Here is a 20,173-nt window from a genome sequence, read left to right on the forward strand (position 1 = left end):
TTCTGCTCTGAGCATTTACTATGCAGTAACCCCATTGCCACAAGGAGACCGGGTTATGAAACTGTTTTGCAAAGCGGGTGCCTGTTCGCTCTCACCTCACATTGTCATGCGCGAATGCGGGCTCGACTTCACCCAGGTCAGCGTTGATCTGGCTACAAAGCTCACCGAACGCGGCGACGACTTTCGCCAGATCAATCCCAAAGGTCAGGTGCCCGCCCTGCAGCTCAGCGATGGCACCGTGCTGACGGAAGGCGTCGCCATTGTGCAGTACCTGGCGGATCTCAAACCCGATCGCCACCTGCTGGCACCGGTTGGCAGCCTGACGCGCTACCAGACCGTTGCGTGGCTCAGCTACGTTGGCAGTGAGCTGCATAAAAGTTTCGGGCCGCTGTTCCGGCCGGGTTACTCTGACGAGGTAAAAGCGCAGACCCGCAGCCAGCTGGAAGCAAAATTTCGTTTTGTCGATGAATCACTGCGTGACAGACAGTGGCTGATGGGGCTGCACTTCAGCGTGGCCGATGCGTATCTCTTCGTGGTGACGCGCTGGGCAAACGCGCTGGGGCTGGATCTGTCTGAGTATACGGCGCTGAAGGCGTGGTTTGAGCGGGTTGCAGAGCGGCCTGCGGTGCAGGCGGCACTCAGGGCCGAAGGATTAGCCTGAGTGAACAGGGCCGGATAACCGGCCCTGATGCGTTACAGCTTTTCAGCCGCGAAGTGCTGGGTAGGATGGGCGATGGCATCCTGTGCCGCCACCAGCTGCAGCTCATACTCACCCATCTGATGGGTTTTCAGCATCACCTCATAAACCGCAGCGGTGACGTGCTCCAGCGCATCCTGCAGCGATTTACCGTGCAGCAGATTAACCAGCAGCAGTCCGCTGGTCAGATCCCCCACGCCGACCGGCTGACGGACGCCAAAGTCCACCAGCGGACGGCTGATGTGCCAGGCATCCTCTGCCGTCACCAGCAGCATCTCAAAGCGATCGCTGCGACGTCCCGCACGCGCCAGATGTTTCACCAGCACCACGCGCGGCCCCTGAGCGATCAGCGCCCGTGCCGCGTCAACCGCCGCGTCCACATCAGTGACGGTGCGTTCGCTCAGCATCTCCAGCTCCAGCAGGTTCGGCGCGATGATGTCGCTGGCAGGCATCGCCATTTTGCAGTGAAACTCTGCCACGCCCGGGGCGACGATACAGCCTTTCTCCGGATGGCCCATCACCGGATCGCAGAAGTACCAGGCGTTCGGGTTGGCCGCTTTGACCTGACGGACAATCTCCAGAATCTGCTCGCCCTGCTCCGCCGAGCCCAGATAGCCGCTCAGCACCGCGTCACAGGTCTTCAGACGGTCGATGTCCGCAATGCCTTTAACGATGTCGGTTAAGTGCGTTGCTGGCATCACCGTGCCGGTCCAGTGGCCATATTGCGTATGGTTGGAAAACTGCACGGTATTCAGCGGCCAGACGTTTGCACCCAGGCGGCGCATCGGAAACTCAGCCGCCGCATTCCCGGCGTGACCAAAAACAACGTGCGACTGAATCGCTAAAATATTTTTCACTTGTTTGCCCTGTCCTGCCTTGCCATAAAAAAGGGCCGGAGACCGGCCCTGAAATCTTACTGCCAGTTAATCAGGCAGTAATGTTTCTTACCGCGACGCAGCAGCGTGAAGCGGTTAAACAGTTTGTCACTGTCGCTGAAGCGGTATTCCGCGTCAGACTGCTTTTCACCGTTCAGAGAGACGGCGTTGGAGCCAATCATGGTGCGAGCCTGACCACGTGACGGCACCAGCTCCGCTTTCACCAGCGCCTGCTGCAGATCGTCTTCAGCGCTCAGGGTGATGGTTGGCATGCCATCCTGCGCCAGCTGCTCGAAATCTGCTTCGGTCATATCGCTCACGGCGCCGGAGAAGAGGCTGGCCGTGATGCGTTTCGCCGCTGACAGACCCGCTTCGCCATGCACCAGACGCGTAACCTGCTCAGCCAGCACATACTGCGCACGTGGCGCGGTGCCGCTGTTTTTGTCCTCTTCTTCCAGCGCGTTGATCTCTTCAATGCTCATGAAGGTGAAGAACTTCAGGAAGCGATAGACATCTGCGTCCGCGGTGTTGATCCAGAACTGATAGAACTTGTACGGACTGGTCTTTTTCGCATCCAGCCAGACTGCGCCGCCTTCGGTTTTACCGAACTTGGTGCCGTCAGACTTGGTGATCAGCGGCACGGTCAGGCCAAACACCTGGTTCTGATGCAGACGACGGGTCAGGTCGATACCGGAGGTGATGTTACCCCACTGATCCGATCCGCCAATCTGCAGCGAGACGCCGTGGCGCTCATTCAGGCAGGCAAAGTCATAGCCCTGCAGCAGATTGTAAGAGAACTCGGTAAAGGAGATGCCCTGATCGTCACGGTTCAGGCGCTGCTTCACCGCTTCTTTGTTGATCATCTGATTGACGGAGAAGTGCTTGCCGATATCGCGCAGGAAGGTCAGCACGTTCATGCTGCCAAACCAGTCGTAGTTATTGGCGGCGATTGCGCTGTTGCTGCCGCAATCGAAGTCGAGGAAGGGAGCCACCTGCTGGCGGATCTTTTCAACCCATTCACCGACGGTTTCGCTGGTATTAAGTTTACGCTCTGCGGCTTTGAAGCTCGGGTCGCCAATCAGGCCGGTTGCGCCACCGACCAGTGCCACCGGCTTGTGGCCGGCATCCTGAAAACGCTTCAGGCAGAGCAGCGGTACCAGATGGCCCAAATGCAAGCTGTCGGCTGTGGGGTCAAAGCCGCAATAGAGCGAAATTGGCCCCTGCGCCAGTTTCTCTGTCAGCGCCTCTTCATCCGTCACCTGGGCGATAAGGCCCCTCTCCTGCAATTGTTGTATCAGGTTACTGCTGGTCATTACTGACTCCAAATTGATCAGACTGCACCTAGGCTGGTACACAGCTTTCCGCCGGGATGCGGAATCGAAAAAAATCAGGGCTATAGCATAAAGCGCTGACGCTCTCTGTGCCAGCGCTGATAGGGGGGAATCGTGCAGATTCAGGGTGCCAGACGGTCGATTTTCCAGCCATCGTGATCGCGCTGGTAGATAAAACGATCGTGCAGGCGATGTTCGCCCCCCTGCCAGAACTCCAGCGTATGAAATTTCACCCGATAGCCGCCCCAGAAACTGGGCAGCGGCACGTCGCCCTGCTGGAACTTCTGCTTAAGCTCAAGGAACTTCCCTTCCAGAATGCCGCGCGCCGAAATACGGCTCGACTGCTTCGACACCCAGGCCCCGATCTGACTGTCACGCGGACGGCTGTGGAAATATTTCAGCACCTCCAGCGGCGAGAGTTTTTCCACTTCGCCCAGCACCATCACCTGACGCTCCAGGTAGTGCCACGGGAAGTGCAGGCAGATGCGCGGATTGTTTGCCAGCTGTAACGCCTTGCGGCTGCCGAGGTTGGTATAGAACACCATGCCCTGCGCATCGAAGTGCTTCAGCAGCACGATACGCTGCCACGGCTGGCCCTGTTCATCCACGGTTGCGACGGTCATGGCCGTCGGATCGGGCAGTTTTGCCTCGCAGGCCTGGCTCAGCCACTGTTCAAACAGGACGACGGGATCGTCCGGCAGATCCTTCCGGCGTAATCCGCCGCGGGTATATTCACGCCGCAGATGGGCAATGGTGTGTAGCGTTTCGCTGTCGCTCATAATGCTCGCCTTTTCAGATAAAGAGTCAGCTGGCAGGTTGCAGCTCACAATCGTTCACGACAATTTTATCGTTCCGTTCAATAAATGCGCCGTTGCCTTTAGACCAGAAAACATAGGTGCCATCGCTGTAACGGGCACCGGACGCCGATACGGTCTGCTTCAGCGTCAGCGGCTGGCCGTCCATAATGAAACTGACCTGCTGCTGACCCTCATCCAGCGTCACGGTCAGCGGCAGCGTCCCACAGCGATAGTGCAGCGTCTGCGGCGCTGGCGGCTGTTTATGCAACAGGCTGCAACCCGACAGCAGCAGCACAGCGGCAACGATTAATCCTTTCGACATAAGCGGGTCCCCTTCACAAGTGAAGCTGGCATTATAAGAAGGATTTGGCGTGAAGTAAGTGGGAATCCGCGCCAATCGGATGAATGGCGTCGGGCAGAGAGAATTATTGTCGCTTTTCAGGCGGTTGTCTGAATGCAGAGGTCGCGTTATCAGGCTACGCTCTATGCATCTTAAGCGAGGGAAACCAACATGAAATTTGATAACGAAGATGCATTCAAGCTGGCCGTGGCGTTTATGAATCACAAAGAGAATGCCACCATTGCCAGCAGCTACTTTAAGACCTTTATCGACACCTACCAGAAGTTTGACCGCTGGCTGAGCGCCTCCGATCCGGTCAGCGCCATGAAGGCGGAAAAAGCGGCCGCCAAAGCGGGCGAAGACTCTGTCCTCTGATAGCCTCTCTCTGGCCCGGGATCGCACCGGCTTCGGGCCACTCATTCTCCCTTGCAGAAGAGCTCACCACAGCGCCCGGGTTCCGCGCTGCGATCTATTCTCCTGCTGACGGTCCGGGCATTAACAAAATAGCGGCCCTTATCACCGATCTTATTTTCGCCTTTGGCTTTGTGCTTATTGTGACGGAAGGCCAGCAGCGCAAAACGTCCGTGCCGACAATACAAAGTTGCAATAAATGCTATTTCCCGGACTCAGTGTCGGAAATAATCACAGCGGCCACTGTTTTTGCTTAAAAAAAACGCAACGGAGCGGGTCAGGGCCAGCAAAATTTATAAAGGCGTCTATGCTGTAAACGTCTGGATATGAATTCATGGAGAACAAAAAATGAAAATGAAATCCCTGTCAGCTATCGCATTGCTGGCTCTCTCTTTAGGCACACTGGCAGGCTGCTCTTCAAATCAATCGATTAAGACCACTGATGGCCGCACCATCGTGACCGATGGTAAACCGCAGATTGATTCAGATACCGGTCTGGTTTCTTATCGCGATGCTCAGACAGGAAAAACTGAGCAAATCAATCGCAATGAGATCAGTAATATGAGTGAACTCGATAACTAATATAAGGTGAATAAGATGAAAAAAGCGCTGATTTTACCGCTCGCCGCATTGATTGGTATGACTGTATTAACTGGCTGCACCCGCACCAGCTATGCGATTCAGACTAACGATGGACGCACCATTATTAGTGATGGCAAACCGTCAGAATCTGATGCAGGCCTGCTGGCTTACACCGATGCAAACGGCGTGAAGCAACAGATTAATAAAGCCGACGTTAAAGCGGTTTCCGAAGTACCGAATAAATAACGCTCTCTGTGGAATAAAGCCGCCTTCGGGCGGCTTTATTCTGTCTGTCAGCCGTCCGCCTCTTTTTATAAACCCCCTCTCCTTTCTCTGTTGCTGAAACAGGCGCGCTTTAATGTGACCCTGTGCCTGGCCAGAGTCGCTGGCTTATCTGAATTTCAGGCATCTCCCTCTCTGTTTAATCGTCAAAATCGCTCAGTTATTTTATGAACAGAGGTATCTGAAATTTTTTATGCTGCAATATTAACAGGTTAGCGCTTCGCTTTGAGGTGCCGTTTATTTTGGGAAAAGACCGATCGTTTTGACCTGCTATTTCTGCTCTTTTAGTCAGAGACGCCATTAACTAAACTGGCGTATGGCTCATTAATCAGGAGATGACATATGGTGTATTATGACAAAAACGTCGGTCATATGATTCTTGGTGAAGCGGCAATTAATCTGGCTTTTACAGAGCAGGAAATCACGCTCGTTTCACTGATTCGCCAGCTGGGTGAAATGGCCGAGCATGAGCGCAGTGATGAACGCGTCGCCCAGATTGCCGATGCGCGAAACTGGCTCAAAAGTTTCACCGAAGCCGCATCGCGCGACCGCGCCGAACTTAACTGGCTGGTTGAGACCGGACAGGCACCGGTTTTCCTGAAAGATTACCGCTAGCTATGCTGCAGGCCAGGCTGTCGGGTGCATTCAGTCTGCGCCCGCCTGCTGGTTTTGCACCCTGCGCCGACTCCGCTCATCCTGTTTTTTACCCTGCCACTGTCAGCGCAGCCGTGCTGAATAAAAAGCAGGCGATTTCTGCCAAAATAGCTGTACAACACAGACAATATTGTATAACTTTGTACCTATTCGTTAGATGCTGAACTATCCGCCAGGAAACGACCCATGTACCCGAACCAGAGGCTGCCACAAACGGCAGACGACATTGCCCGTTATTTTAATGCGGCAAGCCTGCCTTCACAGCAAGAGACGCTGGGACAGGTGGTGGTGGAAATTCTGAATGCCGGTCAGAACGTGAATCGCAAATCGATCTGCACCAAACTGCTGCGCCGCCTTGAAACAGCCTCGTCACAGGAAGAAGAGCGCCACTATCACGCGCTCATCAGCCTGCTGTTCGGCCGTTAATCGTCGGGGGCGTTTCAGCCCCCCGCGTGCCGGAGATGCTCCGGAGGGTGTCGCGTCACACAGCGGGCTCGCTGTTACCCCAGTACCTTTAATGCCAGTGCCAGCGTCTGCTGTTCATTGACCATATCGCCCACCTTGCCTGTCACCCGCATACCAAACGCAATGCAGAGAATCAGACCCGCTGCCGCTTCACTGTCCAGCGTGTTATCGATAGAGCCATCCCGTTGCCCCAGCTCCAGCAGTGAAACCAGGAAGCGCTGATTACGCTGCACAACTTCATTGATGCGCTGCGCCAGCGCCTCATCCATTGTCTGCAACGCAATGGCACTGGCGACAACCAGGCAGCCGCGCCGTCCCTCCGTCGCCCGCGCCGAATCCAGATAGAACTGTAACAGCTCGGTGATCTTCTCCCGCCCGCTCACGCAGGGGGCCAGACGACGGCGCAGATCGGCATTGCGCAGCAGCAGATAGCGCTCGAAGACCAGCAGAAACAGAGAGCGTTTATCTTTAAACGCCTTATAGATACTGCCTGCAGAGAGGTTCATCGCCTCACTCAGATCGCCGATGGAGGCTGCATGGTACCCCTTTTGCCGGAAAACGATCATCGCGTGATCCAGAGCCTGCTCGATGTCGAACTCTCTGGGCCGTCCCCGCTCTCTGCTTTTTTGCGTTGTCGCTGTCGTGATCATTATTACCGGCCTGAAGAGGTGCATTTCGGTCAAATCAACCGGGGATTCTAGCGCAGGCGCAGGCAACAAGTACAGATGGTCAGCACGACAGTGCGTTATACGCCTCCGATAAAAAGCGGTAAGGCTGCAGGAAATGAGGCGCAACAGCCGGTAATGGCCGTCACGGCAGCCATCAGACTACGCCTGATGGCTGAAGATTAGTCGCGTTTTTCCATCTTTATCCAGAACACCGTGATGCTCAGCAGTAAACAGATAAACGCACCGACGCTGAACAGCAGATCAACGGCCAGATTCAGGCTGGCGTGATCCACCACCGCACCTAACAGCACGGGCACCCAGTTAGCGATATAGGCAATGACGTAAAACAGCGAAATCAGTTTTGCGTGACTGGACGCTGGGGAGATCATATTGACCAGCGTCGCGCTTCCCACAAAAATCGCACCATAAGAATATCCGGCCACGAGCAGTCCGGCGCATGCCCCTGTTAAAGAGTGAGTGCTGATAGCCCAGGTAAAAAACATGATAGAAATGACCTGCGTAAGACAGCCTGCCGCGAGAGAGGTGCGAGCGCTAATCCGGCGGCTTAAAATCTGGCTGATACCGGCGACCACCAAATAGACTGCTATTACATAGGCATACACACCCTGACGATGAATGTCGAGGAGATGCTCAGCGACCGCCGGTCCAATCGATAAAATGCTGGCGGCAAATGCCCAGCTCATAAACAACGCACCTGCACACAGAAAAAACCGTATACCCGTCGCTTTCAGTCCGGCTTTTAGTGCTGCATCCGCTGAGATGGCGGACGAGGATGAGACAACCCTGGGCTGGTCATGGTGATGCGCTGGCCAGCTCAGGCGCAATCCAGTAAGGGCGATCGCGGCCGTCATCATAATCAGTACAAACGGCAGCGTCTGGCTGTAGAAATCTGTCTGAATCGCCACGCCGCTGAAAACGGGCCCCAGCGCCAGACCGGTTGTGAAAGAGAGCGTGGCGATCAGAGCCGCAGCTTTACCACCATCTTTCGGGCCAAAACGCAAAAGAGCAATATTGGCTGCGCCGGTTAATGCTCCGGTTCCGAGGCCCGCCAGCAGACGTGCCATAAACAGACAGGCAAACGAGTCGGCCAGGGAAAACAGCAAGGCACCCGCAAAGACGGCCAGCAGCGCAGGTATCATCAGACTGCGCAGGTCAGCCACTTTACCGGCAAGATTTCCCACACTGAATAACGCAATTAAAACCCCTCCCGCATATGCGCCATAGATTATCGTCAGGCTGACAGCGGACAAACCCAACTGCTGCTGATAGAGAGGATAAAGCGGCGTTGGTGCACTGCTGTTTAATAAGGCAGCGACCAGCGCCAGTGCAATAAAGCATAAGGCTCGCATCTTTACAGTGGCGTGATGAGAACTATCCGCCATGAGGTTAACTTCTGACATGTTTATTATCCTGAGCGCATACTTCATAAGCATGACCGGGTCATATTGACGTTCGGGCGTAATGAGAGGCGGGCATCATAGGGCCTGGCAGAGAACCGGTACATCCCCATAACTGCATCACAGGGCTTCAATAATGCTGCTTGTCACATCGGTCCAGGCATGCTCAGGCTTTAAGACTACGCAGCATGGGATAAACCTGTAGCCTGTGTCGTCAGGATACGAATGGAGTCACAAACGTCACGCCGTACCGGCAGATTATTCTGCCGATAAACGATTGATACTGAATCCGTTAACGTTGACACTTGCCGCGGTAAGAACGTGTCCATGTTAAGGAAGAAGGTAAGAGATGAACTGGGATGATGTCCGTTTTTTCCTCGCGCTGGCGAGACAAAAAACGTTGCGGGGTGCTTCAAAATCATTGAACGTCGACCAGGCGACAGTAGGACGACGTATTGCCGCATTTGAAAGCGCACTCGGTTCGCGGTTGTTTATACGCACGCCCCGGGCCTTTACGCTGAGTGAGTTTGGCGATCAGGTGATGACAGAAGCCACGGCTATGGAAAGTGCCATGCAGGCGATGAGTCGTAAAGCCGCCTGCGGCGATAACACCCTTGCAGGTAACGTGCGTATCGCCAGCACAGACACGCTTGCCACTGTATTTGTCATGCCTGCCATTCAACGTCTGCGCGAACAATATCCGGATATTACTGTAACCCTGCTGACCGGAATCGGTTTCTCCGATATCTCATATCGCGGCGCGGATATCGCCATTCGTGGTGCCCGCCCCGATTCAGAAGAGTTAATCGTTAAACGCCTGGCGACCATTGAGATGGGGCTCTATGCCAGCCAGCGTTATCTGGATCGGTTCGGAGATCCGAATCATGAACATGGATTAAGCGGTCATCAGCTGGTCATGTTTCCGGCAGACAAAGTGCCACGTCATCGGCAAAACCTGTGTGGCTTTACAGTTAACAGTCAGCAGGTCGTGCTGGAGTGCAACACGCAGTTGCTGATGCAGTCCGCTATTAAACGCGGGATGGGTATCGGTCTGCTTTCGACATTTTTAGCTAACAGCGATCCGGAATTAATCCCGGTTTTGCCTGAAAAACGCGATCCGGTCGATATCTGGCTGGTGCTCCATCCCGATTTGCAAAAAGTCGCACGCATCAGGGCTGTGATTACGGCGCTGGAGCACTGTTTTGCCGAAGAAATCAGGGCCAGAGACTAAGGGCATCAGATAAATTTCAGGTACATACTACAAGGCACCTGAAATAAATCGGGTCGCGGCGTTATCCGACATTTTTGCCTGGCATTACGACGCGGACCGCATAACTAAACAGGAGAATCTCTATTTAAGCGCCGCCACAGGCAGATCCGTTACCCGTGTGGTATAGGCAGGCGACAACATATCACGCTTCATCGCCCAGGCTTTGTTTACGCCCTGACCTGCAAACCACAGTTTCCCGCTACCGCGCGTGTTAATCCTGTCGATGAGCTGCATCAGCTCTTCACTATTTCGGCGTGGCTGATGTTCATCGAAGAGATCAAGCTGAGCCACTCCCTGACTGAAAAAATCCGTCAGCACAATCCCTGCCTTCATATAGCGATGGCCCTCAATCCAGATATTATCCAGACACGCCATCGCGACACGAATAATGTCGCGGGTGTCGTGAGTCGGGATCAGAAGCTGGGCGGTCGATTGGTTGCCATAAAAAGGCTCATCAGCGGCATGCGGGCTGGTGCGTACGAAGACCCCGACCTGACGACAATATTGCTTCTCGCGACGCAGCTTTTCTGCCGCACGTTCAGCATAGGCACAGACAGCTTCCCGCATCTGATGGTAATCGGAGATGCGGTAGCCGAATGAGCGTGAACACATAATCTGCTGCTTATCAGGCTCGTCCGGTTCCAGATCCAGACAGGACTCGCCGCGTAACTCTCTGACGGTACGCTCCATTACCACACTGAATTGCCTGCGGATCAAATCGGTACTTTGATCCGCCAGATCTTTTGCCGTCATCACGCCCATCGCGTTGAGCCGTTTACTGATACGGTGCCCGACACCCCAGACGTCGGCGACATTAATCAGCGCCAGCAGCTTTCTCTGTCGTTCGGGGTTTGACAGATCAACAATCCCGCCGGTTTTTGTCCACTTTTTAGCCGCAAAATTTGCCAGTTTGGCCAGCGTCTTCGTCGGTGCTATGCCGACACCCACGGTCAGATGGGTCTCTTTACGTATCCGTTCCCGGACCTGTTGACCAAACGTCTCCAGCGCCACAGCGTTCTGCACGCCGGTGAGATCCATAAAGGCTTCATCAATCGAGTAGATCTCCACCGATGGGGCCATCTCTTCCAGTATGGTCATCACCCGATGGCTCATGTCAGCATAGAGCGCGTAATTTGAGCTGAAGACCTGTACCGCGTGACGCGTCAGCTCTTCACGCATTTTAAAATAGGGAGCGCCCATTTTAATGCCGAGTTTCTTTGCCTCAGCACTGCGTGCAATCACACAACCGTCGTTATTAGACAGCACGACAACCGGCTTGCCTTTCAGATCGGGCCGGAAAACTGTTTCACATGACGCGTAAAAGCAGTTCACATCCACCAGCGCAAACATGCTCAGTGCGTCGATTTAATCACAAAGGTGACGACGCCAAACACTTCCAGCACATCTTCAGTCTGGATGGCGATGGGCTTAAATTTGGTGTTCATCGGCATCAGTTGCAGGCAGGGATGAAGCTGCAGGCGTTTCACGGTAAATTCCCCGTCGACGGCAGCTACCACGATGTCCCCATGCCCGGCGGTGAGAGAGCTGTCGACCACCAGCATGTCACCATCATTGATGCCCGCCTCTATCATCGATTCGCCGCTGACCCGGACAAAATAGGTGGCGCTGGGGTGCTGTACCATCAGGGTATTCAGATCGATACGCTGTTCAACATAGTCCTGCGCCGGGGAGGGAAATCCGCACGGGACACGTTCGATATAGAGCGGCAAGGCCATTGCGGCGCGTATGTCCGCAGGTTTGATAAATTCCATCATTGTTCTCCTCTTCCGGATTACTGTATATAAATACAGTAATATCGAATCCCCCTTTTAATCAAGCGAAACGAGGTGTTTTTAAGTAAAGCGCCTGACAACCACACACTTTTTTTAATCTTTCTTTCTGGCTGCCGCGATATTAAGCGAAATCAGATGATTTTCTCCGCAGCGATAAAATAACGCTGAGAGCGACTTACATTCATTCTTCTTATAAATTCACCCGCTGACTTTTTAACTTAAGCACAATCGGATCACGCCCGGCGGCCATTTAAACAGGCAACGCAGCCTGATTATTCCGCTTTTTTAAACGGCAACGCGCGACAGCCTTAATGCGGTGACGCTGGCTGAAGGACATTTATCGCAGGCAGAAAAAGAGAATGTTCAGCCGCGTGCGCTGAATCATTCCGGGAATGAAAAGAGGTCAGATAAGAGAGTGATCGTGCGCAAAAAACAAGAAGAGCGGAGCGGTCGGGAGAAAGGAAATAAGCAGCGCACAGGCTCTTCCACGCTATTCAGTCTGAGCCGGGGGCGATGAGATAACCCCCTTTCCGGCAGTGCTCGACAGTGACCGTTCGCAGGCTGTGCGGGTCGCTGCCACCGCCCTGTTCTCTTCCGTCTCAGCGGCGGCGGTGGCCTCGCCGTCAGCGTTTAAACCGCGCTGTCGCTCTCCAGCGCATCCTGAATCGCGTCGGCCAGATTGCCAATTTCATTGGCCACTGCCTGCAGATCCCAGGAGGCTTTAGAGCCGGTAGCCGAGGTCGAGGCGCTGACGGACTCTTTTGCCACTGACAGGGCAGCCGCCACGGCGACCGAACGTTTGTGTTGCTCCTGAGTGATGCCCGCAGGCGGTATCGCGAAATAGTCGTGAACCATGATCGTTTCCTTGTGATGAATTAGGGGTCAACCTTAGTCTTCTGCCTCCGGCGTGTGAAGTGAATTATGCGTCCTGGCCGGCCGGACGGTCAGGATTCCAGCAGCCGCGCTGCATGCTGATCCTGTGCACCGCAGAAACCTGTACAGGCTGTACAGGTTTCTGGAGAAAAACGGCGTAAAAAAGGCAGTTGTAACGTTTTTACCGGGTGGCCGCAAAATAAACGGGTGCCTTACCCTTCCCGTTACGCTGACCGGGATGATAAATTAACCCACTGTATTTGCTCACATAAAAAAACAAAACCTGCCATTTTCCCGGAAAACTCAACCCGCCAACACCTCCGACCAGTACACTTTTATCAGATTTCATTGTACAAGTTTCTCATTATTGTATAACTTTACTGCGTGACGATAAATCACTTGTAACGAAGGGTGCTTTGCACCGCATCTGAAGGTGTTGTGGATTTCCACCTTCAGATGCAATTTTTTTTTGCGTCTGCCGGTCACCGGATCTGAATCGACGCATCAACCCCCAATTTCTTATGAGGCCTGACATGCAACCTACGATGAATACAGAGTCTCAGATTTCTGATTACTTCATGAACTCTGGCAAGACACTGACGACTGAAAAACAGGTTATCGCGGCTGTCCATGCTGAACTCGCCCGTGCTAAAGCCCACGTTTCCGATAAAGATGTCGTGCTGGGCCTGATTAACCGCCTGGAGAGTGAGCGTGACGTGGTTAAACAGGACGTTTACCGTCAGGCTCTCGAACATGTTCTGCAGCGTGCGCCGGCAGCCAGCGCCAGCTAAAAAACCTGTGTCTGTTACGATGGAACGCGAATTAGCATGGATGCGTTTCCTGTCCGGAATCTGCCCCTGATAAGGGGCTTTTTTTTGTCCTGCAACCCCCTTTCCGTTCCCTCTTTTCCGCCCTCTCTTACAGCCAGATATCGTGCCAGATTTAACCATTTTTGCCGCTTATTTCACCATCAATTGCGGTTAATTGCTCTCGGTTCGCTTTATTTATCCGATATCTGTGTCCAGGCTTTTTCTGCATCTCCTGCAAACACAGACGAGGAAAATAATCATGTTTCATCATTCATCAAAACTTCAATTTCCGGTTCGTGTAGAGAAACCCGATCCAGAGTTTGCCATGCTGTTACAGCAGGCCATCGGCGGCGTCGAAGGTGAAATTCGTGTAGCGATGCAATACTTTTTCCAGGCAATGGGCGCACGCGGTGATGTGCGGATTCGCGATCTGCTGATCTCAACCGCCACCGAAGAGCTGAGCCATATCGAAATGCTGGGCTACGCTGTGGCGCTTAATCTGGAAGGTGCCCCCCTCTCTTACCAGGAAGCCTCCGCGAAAGATCCGGTGGTCAATGCGATTCTGGGTGGCATGAACCCGCGCCATATTCTCTCTTCCGGCCTGGCCGCAATGCCGGTGAACGCCAACGGGATGCCGTTCGACATGAGCCACATCTACGCCTCCGGTAACGTCGCGGCGGATATGCTGGCCAACGTCACCGCAGAGGCCACCGGTCGCGTGCTGGCTACCCGTCTCTACAACATGACCGAAGATAAAGGCATGAAGGATTTCCTCTCGTTCCTGATCGCCAGGGACACCATGCACCAGCAGCAGTGGCTGGCGGTGATTGAGGAGATGGGCGGACTGAACGCCTCGCTGCCGATTCCGAACAGCTTCCCGCAGGAAAATGAGGCGCAGGAACACTCCTACTACTGCCTGAACACCTCACTGGATAAACCGCTGCCGGAAGGCCGCTGGAGCAGCGGTCCGGCTTACGATGGTCAGGGTCAGTTCAGCGCGAAACAGCAGCCCGATATTCTGGGTGACGAACCGCTGCTCGGTAACGCCCGCCCGGGTTCCGGTGCCCAGGCCGAGCAGATTGACGGTATCACGCCGCCAAAACCTTAATCACTCATGCTGCACGCCTGTCGGGGAGTGACGCCCTGACAGGTTTCGCCCCTTTTACTGGAGGAATAGCCATGTCATCCACTCAGCGTCCACAGCCACCTTTCGCCGAACAGCAGCAGACGTGGCCAGGCAGCACTGCCGCGATGCAGCCGCAGCCCGATCATGGCGAAGAGAGCTATCAGGGATCAGGCCGCCTGACGGGTAAAAAAGCCATTATTACCGGTGGCGACTCCGGCATTGGCCGGGCTGTCGCCATTGCGTTTGCCCGCGAAGGTGCCGATGTGCTGATCTCCTACCTCGATGAACATGAAGATGCGCAGGATACGGCCCGGCTGGTAGAGGCCGCCGGTCGCAAAGCCGTGCTGATGCCCGGCGATATTACCGAGGCGTCTCACTGTAACGCGCTGGTCGATCGGGCCGTCGAGGCGTTCGGGGAGGTTAACATTCTGGTCAACAACGCCGCCTTTCAGATGACGCGTATGTCGCTGGATGAGATCAGCGATGAAGAGTTTGACCGCACCATGAAAACCAACCTCTACGCGATGTTTTACCTGACCAAAGCCGCCACCCGGCATATGCCGCCGGGCGGGTCGATCATCAACACCGCCTCAATCAATGCCGATCAGCCAAAACCGAAGCTGCTCGCCTATTCGGCCACGAAAGCCGCCATCGTCAACTTCTCCGGCGGACTGGCCGCTCTGCTGGCTGAAAAAGGTATCCGCGCCAATGCGGTCGCGCCCGGCCCTATCTGGACGCCGCTGATCCCCTCGACCATGCCGGTTGAACAGGTGAAAAACTTTGGCAGTGAGGTGCCGCTGCAGCGGGCCGGTCAGCCTGCTGAGCTGGCACCCACCTATGTGATGCTGGCCAGTGACGAAGGCAGCTACATTTCAGGGGCAACCATCGCCGTCACCGGCGGCGTGGCGATTATTTAACAGGACGATTCCCTGGCACACTCTGCCAGGGGATCGGCTATCCGCTGCTGCGCTATCGCCCAGGCGTAGAGCGGTTCCCGCGCCAGATTCTTCATTTTCACTTCGCACATAATGTCGAAATCCTGAAACGACAGCGCCCATCCATTCAGCGTCGGGTTAAAGAAGTAGTAAGAGTGCGCCCGCAGTTTGCTTTTGCTCACCCCCAGCGCCGCCTGATCGGGCCAGCCCTGCGGCGGAATGATCCCCTCCTGCGAAATCGAGTAGTGCAGCACCGGGCGCACGCCGCGCCAGGAGTCGATGACGCGGGCAACACGCGGATCGTCTGGCTGAATAAACTCACTCTCTTTTACCCAGTGATGGTGAATATCCAGCACCACCGGACAGAGCGGTGCCGCCTGCAGCACGTCATCCAGCGAACAGGAGATCTCATCATTCTCCACCGTCAGCATCCGTTGCGCTTCCGGGCTGAGCTGCTCAAAGGCGCGTTTAAATCCGTCGAACCCCGCCTTGCCGTTCATATGGATGTTGATTTTGAAATCCTGAAACTGTTTGCCGTAGCCCATCAGCGTGGCGCAGAGCGTGTGATACTCCACATCCTCCAGCGCGCGCGTCACCACATCGGGATTGTCGGAGGCCAGCACGGTGTATTGGCCCGGATGGAAGGAGAGCCGGATATCGTTTGCCCGCGCCAGTTCACCACAGCGGGCAAACAGCGGATGGAGCTCGGGCAGAAACGCCGCAAACAGCGGTGTGGCTTCGGGCACGGTGTAAAGCGGCAGCAGATCGCTGCCGATACGCATCATCCGGAGAGGCGCGGGTAAGGTAGCCAGTTGCTCCAGCGTCTGATAAAGATGATTCAGATTGGTCACGCTGATCTCATGGAGCAGCTGATAACGTTCATCATGCGATAAACTCAGAAACCGTTTACGGGTGGTGGCTCGAAACGGGAAAAATTGTTTGCCATCACTGTTGAGATACTTACATGCAAAGCCTAATTTCATGACTGCTCCTGATTGATGCTTATCAGAAGTGTAACAGGCCTCTGGCGACCAGCCAGTCGCGGGGGCGCAGAGGCAGGCTATAGAGTGACAGGGAGAAACGCTATGCAGGGCCATGAAATCCAGCGCATCGCCATCGACGCAGCGGAGCGGCTGCCCGCCGCCGAATGCAGCTATCCGTTCGGGCCGAAACATCAGGTATATAAAGTGTGTGGAAAAGTGTTTTTGCTGCTGACCGAACTGCGCGGGGTGCTCATCATCACGCTGAAATGTGAGCCGCAGCAGGCGGAGCTGCACCGGGTCATCTACCCCTCCATTACCCCCGGCTATCACATGAATAAGCGCCACTGGATTACGGTCTCGCCCGGTGACGGCCTCTCGCCCGGCCTGATTCAGCAACTGGTGGAGGAGGCTTATCGCCGCGTCGTGAAGGGTATCCCCGCTTCGCGCCGCCCGGTCTGGGTGGGCTGACAGCGCGGCCACGGGTCAGGAGAAGGACGGCGGACAGGAGTCCGACCCGCCGTCACCCGTGAGCCATCTTACCCCGCGCTTAGTGGTGCAGCATCTCCTCCACCACCTCAGCATTCATCATCTGGTAGGGATAATAGGTCGGCCAGTTCTCCATCTCCGCCAGCAGCGCCTGCTGAGAGTCGTTGCCCGTGAAGATATGGAAATGGGCAGACTTACGCGGTCCGATGGTGTGGTCGCTGAACTGCACATATTTTGGCGCGCGGCTGTTCGCGTCTTCACAGGTAAAGAGGTAGCGCACCCCTTTTTTGCCAGAGCTGTAGGTCAGGATTTTATAGCCGTCATAGCGGTAGTGACAGGCGCTGACCTGGTCGCCCACGTGAAACTCCATCACGCCATTTTCAATACCGATGGTATCGACGCGGGTGGCATACCCTTTGCGATAATATTCTTTATATTCTGCGGCCGTTTTATGGGGATCCTGCTGCGCTTTTTTCTGCCAGACCGGGTCCAGCTCGCCACTCTGCAGTAGCGGATAGACCGACTGCCACAGCCCATCCCAGTCAGAAAGCGAACGATCTTTCACGTCGCTGTCAGCAAAGATCCCTTCAGCGGCTTTCTGCTCCTGCGCTGACAGCGGTTTGCCATGTGCGTGACTGCCGTGTGCCTGCACCTGCTGCGTGATTAACAGCGCCGCCACGATCCCTATCCATTTACCTGCATGATTCACCACAACCTGACCCTCAGTAAAAGTTACAAAATGAAATGTTATGATATAACATTTCCACATTCAACCCATTTACCGCTTTATCAACATTAAATCTGTTTATGGTTATCTCCCCGGTTCAGCGCCTCAGCGGGGAGAGATGGCAGGTCAGGCCGGCGGAGGAAAAACAGAGCGTATAGCCTGGCGGGCGGGCACTGACCCGCCGATAAGCCAGACGGCACAGGGGGTCAATAAGCGAAGCGACAAGGCGTACCCGCAGATTAGCGTACGTTTTCAGCCGGACGAAAAAGAGGCAGCCATCCGGATTAAATGCCCCGTTTACCCTCAGCATTGTTCAGGTTGTTCTATATTTAGTGTCGTCGAAAATAAAACAACAGCCGGAGCATGGATTAATGTCGAAAGAAACTGAGAAGAAACCCCTGAGCCACCGTGCGCCCACCACCGGACCAGAGTCGTCAGAGCCGGGTCTGGGTTCGCTGGCGCCGAAAGATGGTTCGCATCAGCCACCCGCTGAACCCACTCCGCCAGGCAAGCAGCCTACCGCCCCAGGCAGCCTTAAAGCGCCACAGACCCACAACGCCAAACTCGACCAGCTTGAAGCCAGCCGTAAAAACGGCACGAACCAGCCGCTGACCACCAATCAGGGCACCCGCATCGCCAATGACCAGAACTCCCTGCGAGCCGGTACACGCGGTCCGACCCTGCTGGAAGACTTCATCATGCGTGAGAAGATCACGCACTTTGACCATGAGCGTATTCCTGAGCGTATCGTGCATGCACGCGGCTCAGCGGCACACGGCTACTTTCAGCCTTACCGCTCACTGAAAGATCTGACCAAAGCTCAGTTCCTCAGCGATCCGAATCAGACCACCCCGGTTTTCGTGCGTTTCTCCACCGTACAGGGTGGTGCTGGCTCTGCCGATACCGTGCGTGATATCCGCGGTTTCGCCGCCAAGTTCTATACCGAAGAGGGCGTGTTTGACCTGGTCGGTAACAACACCCCGGTGTTCTTTATTCAGGATGCGCATAAATTCCCTGACTTTGTGCACGCCGTTAAGCCGGAGCCGCACAATGAAATCCCGCAGGGCCAGAGCGCCCATGACACCTTCTGGGATTATGTCTCCCTGCAGCCGGAAACCATGCACAACGTCATCTGGGCGATGTCCGATCGCGGCATTCCGCGCAGCTATCGCACCATGGAAGGCTTCGGGATTCACACCTTTCGCCTGATTAACGCCGAAGGCAAAGCGACCTTTGTCCGCTTCCACTGGAAGCCGGTGGCCGGTAAAGCCTCACTGCTGTGGGATGAGTCGCAGAAACTGACCGGCCGCGATCCGGACTTCCACCGCCGCGATCTGTGGGAAGCCATTGAAGCGGGCGATTTCCCGGAATATGAACTGGGCCTGCAACTGATCCCGGAAGAGGATGAGTTCAAATTTGACTTCGACATTCTCGATGCCACCAAACTGATCCCGGAAGCGCTGGTGCCGGTTGAAATTGTCGGCAAAATGGTGCTGAACCGTAACCCGGACAACTTCTTTGCCGAAACCGAGCAGGTGGCATTCCATCCGGGTCATATCGTGCCGGGGCTCGATTTCTCCAACGATCCGCTGCTGCAGGGTCGCCTGTTCTCCTATACCGACACGCAGATCAGTCGTCTGGGCGGCCCGAACTTCCACGAGATCCCGATTAACCGTCCGACCTGCCCTTACCATAACTTCCAGCGTCAGGGGATGCATCGTCAGGACATCGACACCAACCCGGCTAACTACGAGCCGAACTCGATCAACGACAACTGGCCGCGTGAAACCCCACCGGCGGCGAAAGGCGGCGGCTTCGAGAGCTATCAGGAGCGGATCGAAGGCCACAAGGTGCGCGAGCGCAGCCCCTCCTTCGGCGAATACTATGCCCAGCCGCGCCTGTTCTGGCAGAGCCAGACCGAGGTTGAGCAGCAGCACATCATCGGTGCCTATTCGTTTGAGCTGAGCAAAGTAGGACGTGCCTATATTCGTGAGCGCGTGGTGGATCATCTGGCGCGCATCGATACCAAACTGGCGCAGGGTGTGGCCGATAATCTGGGCATCGCCCTGACCGACGAGCAGCGCAATATCCAGCCGCCGGCACCGGTCAACGGCCTGACCAAAGATGACAGCCTGAGCCTCTATGCCGTGCCGGATGGCGAGATCAAAGGCCGTCAGGTTGCACTGCTGCTGAGCGACGGCGTGAAAGCGGACGGTGTGCTGGCGATCCTGCAGGCGCTGAAAGCGGAAGGTGTGCACGCCAAACTTCTGGCGCCGCACATGGGCCAGGTGCGTGCCGACGATGGTTCCGTACTGCCGATCGACGCCACCTTCGCCGGTCTGCCTTCGCTGACCTTTGATGCGGTGATCGTACCGGATGGCAACATCGATGCGCTGCTGTTAAGTGGTGATGCCCGCTACTTCCTGCTGGAAGCGTACAAGCACCTCAAGGTCATTGGCCTGGTGGGCGACGCGCGCCGCTTCAAAGCGCAGTTCGGTCTGGGTGATGGCGATCAGGAAGAAGGCATCGTGCAGGGTGACTCGGCGGAAAGCGCCCTGACCTCTGAATTTACGCAGGCGATGAAAGCGCACCGCGTCTGGTCCCGCAGCCAGAAGGCGCAGTCTGTTCCGGCCTGATGCGTTAAGTGAATA

Annotated in this window: 23 protein-coding genes; 12 read left to right on the top strand and 11 right to left on the bottom strand. The window is 55.3% G+C overall.

Annotated elements, in window-relative coordinates:
• Positions 1 to 55: 55 nt before the first annotated feature.
• Positions 56 to 661: a glutathione transferase GstA gene (gstA, locus tag OJ965_RS12335; protein ID WP_009090361.1), complete on the top strand. Its 606-nt coding sequence runs from the start codon at positions 56 to 58 to the stop codon at positions 659 to 661.
• A gap of 32 nt (positions 662 to 693) precedes the next feature.
• On the opposite strand, the gene pdxY is transcribed toward gstA, so the two are convergent.
• From pdxY to OJ965_RS12355, 4 genes are all read right to left on the bottom strand, one after another.
• A complete protein-coding gene (gene pdxY / locus OJ965_RS12340; protein ID WP_009090363.1) occupies positions 694 to 1,554 on the bottom strand; it encodes a pyridoxal kinase PdxY in 861 nt (286 codons plus the stop codon).
• 56 nt (positions 1,555 to 1,610) lie between these two features.
• Positions 1,611 to 2,885: a tyrosine--tRNA ligase gene (tyrS, locus tag OJ965_RS12345; protein ID WP_009090365.1), complete on the bottom strand. Its 1,275-nt coding sequence runs from the start codon at positions 2,883 to 2,885 to the stop codon at positions 1,611 to 1,613.
• Positions 2,886 to 3,025: 140 nt separating this feature from the next.
• Entirely contained in the window at positions 3,026 to 3,682 is a 657-nt protein-coding gene (gene pdxH, locus OJ965_RS12350; protein WP_009090367.1) for a pyridoxamine 5'-phosphate oxidase, read from the bottom strand.
• A gap of 25 nt (positions 3,683 to 3,707) precedes the next feature.
• Complete coding sequence (locus OJ965_RS12355) at positions 3,708 to 4,022, bottom strand: MliC family protein (protein ID WP_009090369.1); 315 nt, start codon at positions 4,020 to 4,022, stop codon at positions 3,708 to 3,710.
• Positions 4,023 to 4,211: 189 nt separating this feature from the next.
• Between OJ965_RS12355 and OJ965_RS12360 the strand changes: the two genes are divergently transcribed.
• From OJ965_RS12360 to ycgZ, 5 genes are all read left to right on the top strand, one after another.
• On the top strand, positions 4,212 to 4,415 hold the full coding sequence (locus OJ965_RS12360; protein ID WP_009090370.1) for a hypothetical protein: 204 nt from the start codon (positions 4,212 to 4,214) through the stop codon (positions 4,413 to 4,415).
• A 384-nt stretch (positions 4,416 to 4,799) separates the two neighbouring features.
• Positions 4,800 to 5,033 carry a YgdI/YgdR family lipoprotein gene (locus OJ965_RS12365; RefSeq protein WP_009090372.1) on the top strand — a complete coding sequence of 78 codons (234 nt, stop codon included), beginning with the start codon at positions 4,800 to 4,802 and terminating at the stop codon, positions 5,031 to 5,033.
• 15 nt (positions 5,034 to 5,048) lie between these two features.
• Complete coding sequence (locus OJ965_RS12370; protein ID WP_009090374.1) at positions 5,049 to 5,279, top strand: YgdI/YgdR family lipoprotein; 231 nt, start codon at positions 5,049 to 5,051, stop codon at positions 5,277 to 5,279.
• Positions 5,280 to 5,657: 378 nt separating this feature from the next.
• Complete coding sequence (locus OJ965_RS12375) at positions 5,658 to 5,930, top strand: hypothetical protein (protein ID WP_009090376.1); 273 nt, start codon at positions 5,658 to 5,660, stop codon at positions 5,928 to 5,930.
• A gap of 225 nt (positions 5,931 to 6,155) precedes the next feature.
• A complete protein-coding gene (gene ycgZ, locus OJ965_RS12380; protein WP_009090377.1) occupies positions 6,156 to 6,395 on the top strand; it encodes a regulatory protein YcgZ in 240 nt (79 codons plus the stop codon).
• A 74-nt stretch (positions 6,396 to 6,469) separates the two neighbouring features.
• Here ycgZ and OJ965_RS12385 read toward each other — a convergent pair whose 3' ends face one another.
• Positions 6,470 to 7,084 (bottom strand): TetR/AcrR family transcriptional regulator, encoded by a 615-nt coding sequence (locus OJ965_RS12385; protein WP_058956544.1) that lies wholly within the window; start codon positions 7,082 to 7,084, stop codon positions 6,470 to 6,472.
• Between the two features lie 197 nt (positions 7,085 to 7,281).
• Positions 7,282 to 8,523: an MFS transporter gene (locus tag OJ965_RS12390; protein ID WP_420874786.1), complete on the bottom strand. Its 1,242-nt coding sequence runs from the start codon at positions 8,521 to 8,523 to the stop codon at positions 7,282 to 7,284.
• A gap of 346 nt (positions 8,524 to 8,869) precedes the next feature.
• On the opposite strand from OJ965_RS12390, the gene OJ965_RS12395 reads away from it, so the two are divergent.
• Positions 8,870 to 9,751, top strand: a complete 882-nt coding sequence (locus tag OJ965_RS12395) for a LysR family transcriptional regulator (protein ID WP_265136034.1) — start codon at positions 8,870 to 8,872, stop codon at positions 9,749 to 9,751.
• A 120-nt stretch (positions 9,752 to 9,871) separates the two neighbouring features.
• On the opposite strand, the gene umuC is transcribed toward OJ965_RS12395, so the two are convergent.
• From umuC to OJ965_RS12410, 3 genes are all read right to left on the bottom strand, one after another.
• Positions 9,872 to 11,140, bottom strand: a complete 1,269-nt coding sequence (gene umuC, locus OJ965_RS12400; protein ID WP_046101759.1) for a translesion error-prone DNA polymerase V subunit UmuC — start codon at positions 11,138 to 11,140, stop codon at positions 9,872 to 9,874.
• A 2-nt stretch (positions 11,141 to 11,142) separates the two neighbouring features.
• Complete coding sequence (gene umuD / locus OJ965_RS12405; protein ID WP_009090412.1) at positions 11,143 to 11,562, bottom strand: translesion error-prone DNA polymerase V autoproteolytic subunit; 420 nt, start codon at positions 11,560 to 11,562, stop codon at positions 11,143 to 11,145.
• Positions 11,563 to 12,213: 651 nt separating this feature from the next.
• A complete protein-coding gene (locus OJ965_RS12410; RefSeq protein WP_009090413.1) occupies positions 12,214 to 12,438 on the bottom strand; it encodes a hypothetical protein in 225 nt (74 codons plus the stop codon).
• A 551-nt stretch (positions 12,439 to 12,989) separates the two neighbouring features.
• On the opposite strand from OJ965_RS12410, the gene OJ965_RS12415 reads away from it, so the two are divergent.
• The 3 genes from OJ965_RS12415 (at position 12,990) to OJ965_RS12425 (ending at position 15,308) form a co-directional block, all read left to right on the top strand.
• A complete protein-coding gene (locus OJ965_RS12415) occupies positions 12,990 to 13,247 on the top strand; it encodes a biofilm development regulator YmgB/AriR family protein (RefSeq protein WP_033736266.1) in 258 nt (85 codons plus the stop codon).
• Between the two features lie 277 nt (positions 13,248 to 13,524).
• Positions 13,525 to 14,373, top strand: coding sequence for a manganese catalase family protein (locus OJ965_RS12420; RefSeq protein ID WP_009090415.1), 849 nt, complete (start codon positions 13,525 to 13,527; stop codon positions 14,371 to 14,373).
• 71 nt (positions 14,374 to 14,444) lie between these two features.
• Positions 14,445 to 15,308, top strand: a complete 864-nt coding sequence (locus OJ965_RS12425; RefSeq protein ID WP_265136040.1) for an SDR family oxidoreductase — start codon at positions 14,445 to 14,447, stop codon at positions 15,306 to 15,308.
• Here OJ965_RS12425 and OJ965_RS12430 read toward each other — a convergent pair.
• Complete coding sequence (locus tag OJ965_RS12430; protein ID WP_265136042.1) at positions 15,305 to 16,309, bottom strand: apurinic/apyrimidinic endonuclease family protein; 1,005 nt, start codon at positions 16,307 to 16,309, stop codon at positions 15,305 to 15,307. The two genes, OJ965_RS12425 and OJ965_RS12430, sit on opposite strands and share 4 nt — an antisense overlap.
• A 102-nt stretch (positions 16,310 to 16,411) precedes the next feature.
• On the opposite strand from OJ965_RS12430, the gene OJ965_RS12435 reads away from it, so the two are divergent.
• Positions 16,412 to 16,777: an MmcQ/YjbR family DNA-binding protein gene (locus OJ965_RS12435; protein ID WP_009090418.1), complete on the top strand. Its 366-nt coding sequence runs from the start codon at positions 16,412 to 16,414 to the stop codon at positions 16,775 to 16,777.
• 79 nt (positions 16,778 to 16,856) lie between these two features.
• On the opposite strand, the gene zinT is transcribed toward OJ965_RS12435, so the two are convergent.
• Positions 16,857 to 17,507 carry a metal-binding protein ZinT gene (gene zinT / locus OJ965_RS12440; protein WP_420874787.1) on the bottom strand — a complete coding sequence of 217 codons (651 nt, stop codon included), beginning with the start codon at positions 17,505 to 17,507 and terminating at the stop codon, positions 16,857 to 16,859.
• A 386-nt stretch (positions 17,508 to 17,893) separates the two neighbouring features.
• Here zinT and katE point away from each other — a divergent pair, with 386 nt between their 5' ends.
• Entirely contained in the window at positions 17,894 to 20,158 is a 2,265-nt protein-coding gene (gene katE, locus OJ965_RS12445; protein ID WP_140028490.1) for a catalase HPII, read from the top strand.
• Positions 20,159 to 20,173: the final 15 nt, after the last annotated feature.

Source organism: Pantoea anthophila (genome assembly GCF_026104315.1).
Taxonomy (GTDB): Bacteria; Pseudomonadota; Gammaproteobacteria; order Enterobacterales; family Enterobacteriaceae; genus Pantoea; species Pantoea anthophila.

What these genes read in the sequence shown, in the direction of transcription:
- gstA (WP_009090361.1), top strand. Translation starts at nt 56, where the DNA reads ATGAAACTGTTTTGCAAAGCGGGTGCCTGTTCGCTCTCACCTCACATT.
- tyrS (WP_009090365.1), bottom strand. Translation starts at nt 2,885, where the DNA reads ATGACCAGCAGTAACCTGATACAACAATTGCAGGAGAGGGGCCTTATC.
- pdxH (WP_009090367.1), bottom strand. Translation starts at nt 3,682, where the DNA reads ATGAGCGACAGCGAAACGCTACACACCATTGCCCATCTGCGGCGTGAA.
- OJ965_RS12355 (WP_009090369.1), bottom strand. Translation starts at nt 4,022, where the DNA reads ATGTCGAAAGGATTAATCGTTGCCGCTGTGCTGCTGCTGTCGGGTTGC.
- OJ965_RS12360 (WP_009090370.1), top strand. Translation starts at nt 4,212, where the DNA reads ATGAAATTTGATAACGAAGATGCATTCAAGCTGGCCGTGGCGTTTATG.
- OJ965_RS12365 (WP_009090372.1), top strand. Translation starts at nt 4,800, where the DNA reads ATGAAAATGAAATCCCTGTCAGCTATCGCATTGCTGGCTCTCTCTTTA.
- OJ965_RS12370 (WP_009090374.1), top strand. Translation starts at nt 5,049, where the DNA reads ATGAAAAAAGCGCTGATTTTACCGCTCGCCGCATTGATTGGTATGACT.
- OJ965_RS12375 (WP_009090376.1), top strand. Translation starts at nt 5,658, where the DNA reads ATGGTGTATTATGACAAAAACGTCGGTCATATGATTCTTGGTGAAGCG.
- ycgZ (WP_009090377.1), top strand. Translation starts at nt 6,156, where the DNA reads ATGTACCCGAACCAGAGGCTGCCACAAACGGCAGACGACATTGCCCGT.
- OJ965_RS12385 (WP_058956544.1), bottom strand. Translation starts at nt 7,084, where the DNA reads ATGATCACGACAGCGACAACGCAAAAAAGCAGAGAGCGGGGACGGCCC.
- OJ965_RS12390 (WP_420874786.1), bottom strand. Translation starts at nt 8,523, where the DNA reads ATGTCAGAAGTTAACCTCATGGCGGATAGTTCTCATCACGCCACTGTA.
- OJ965_RS12395 (WP_265136034.1), top strand. Translation starts at nt 8,870, where the DNA reads ATGAACTGGGATGATGTCCGTTTTTTCCTCGCGCTGGCGAGACAAAAA.
- umuC (WP_046101759.1), bottom strand. Translation starts at nt 11,140, where the DNA reads ATGTTTGCGCTGGTGGATGTGAACTGCTTTTACGCGTCATGTGAAACA.
- umuD (WP_009090412.1), bottom strand. Translation starts at nt 11,562, where the DNA reads ATGGAATTTATCAAACCTGCGGACATACGCGCCGCAATGGCCTTGCCG.
- OJ965_RS12410 (WP_009090413.1), bottom strand. Translation starts at nt 12,438, where the DNA reads ATGGTTCACGACTATTTCGCGATACCGCCTGCGGGCATCACTCAGGAG.
- OJ965_RS12415 (WP_033736266.1), top strand. Translation starts at nt 12,990, where the DNA reads ATGCAACCTACGATGAATACAGAGTCTCAGATTTCTGATTACTTCATG.
- OJ965_RS12420 (WP_009090415.1), top strand. Translation starts at nt 13,525, where the DNA reads ATGTTTCATCATTCATCAAAACTTCAATTTCCGGTTCGTGTAGAGAAA.
- OJ965_RS12425 (WP_265136040.1), top strand. Translation starts at nt 14,445, where the DNA reads ATGTCATCCACTCAGCGTCCACAGCCACCTTTCGCCGAACAGCAGCAG.
- OJ965_RS12430 (WP_265136042.1), bottom strand. Translation starts at nt 16,309, where the DNA reads ATGAAATTAGGCTTTGCATGTAAGTATCTCAACAGTGATGGCAAACAA.
- OJ965_RS12435 (WP_009090418.1), top strand. Translation starts at nt 16,412, where the DNA reads ATGCAGGGCCATGAAATCCAGCGCATCGCCATCGACGCAGCGGAGCGG.
- katE (WP_140028490.1), top strand. Translation starts at nt 17,894, where the DNA reads ATGTCGAAAGAAACTGAGAAGAAACCCCTGAGCCACCGTGCGCCCACC.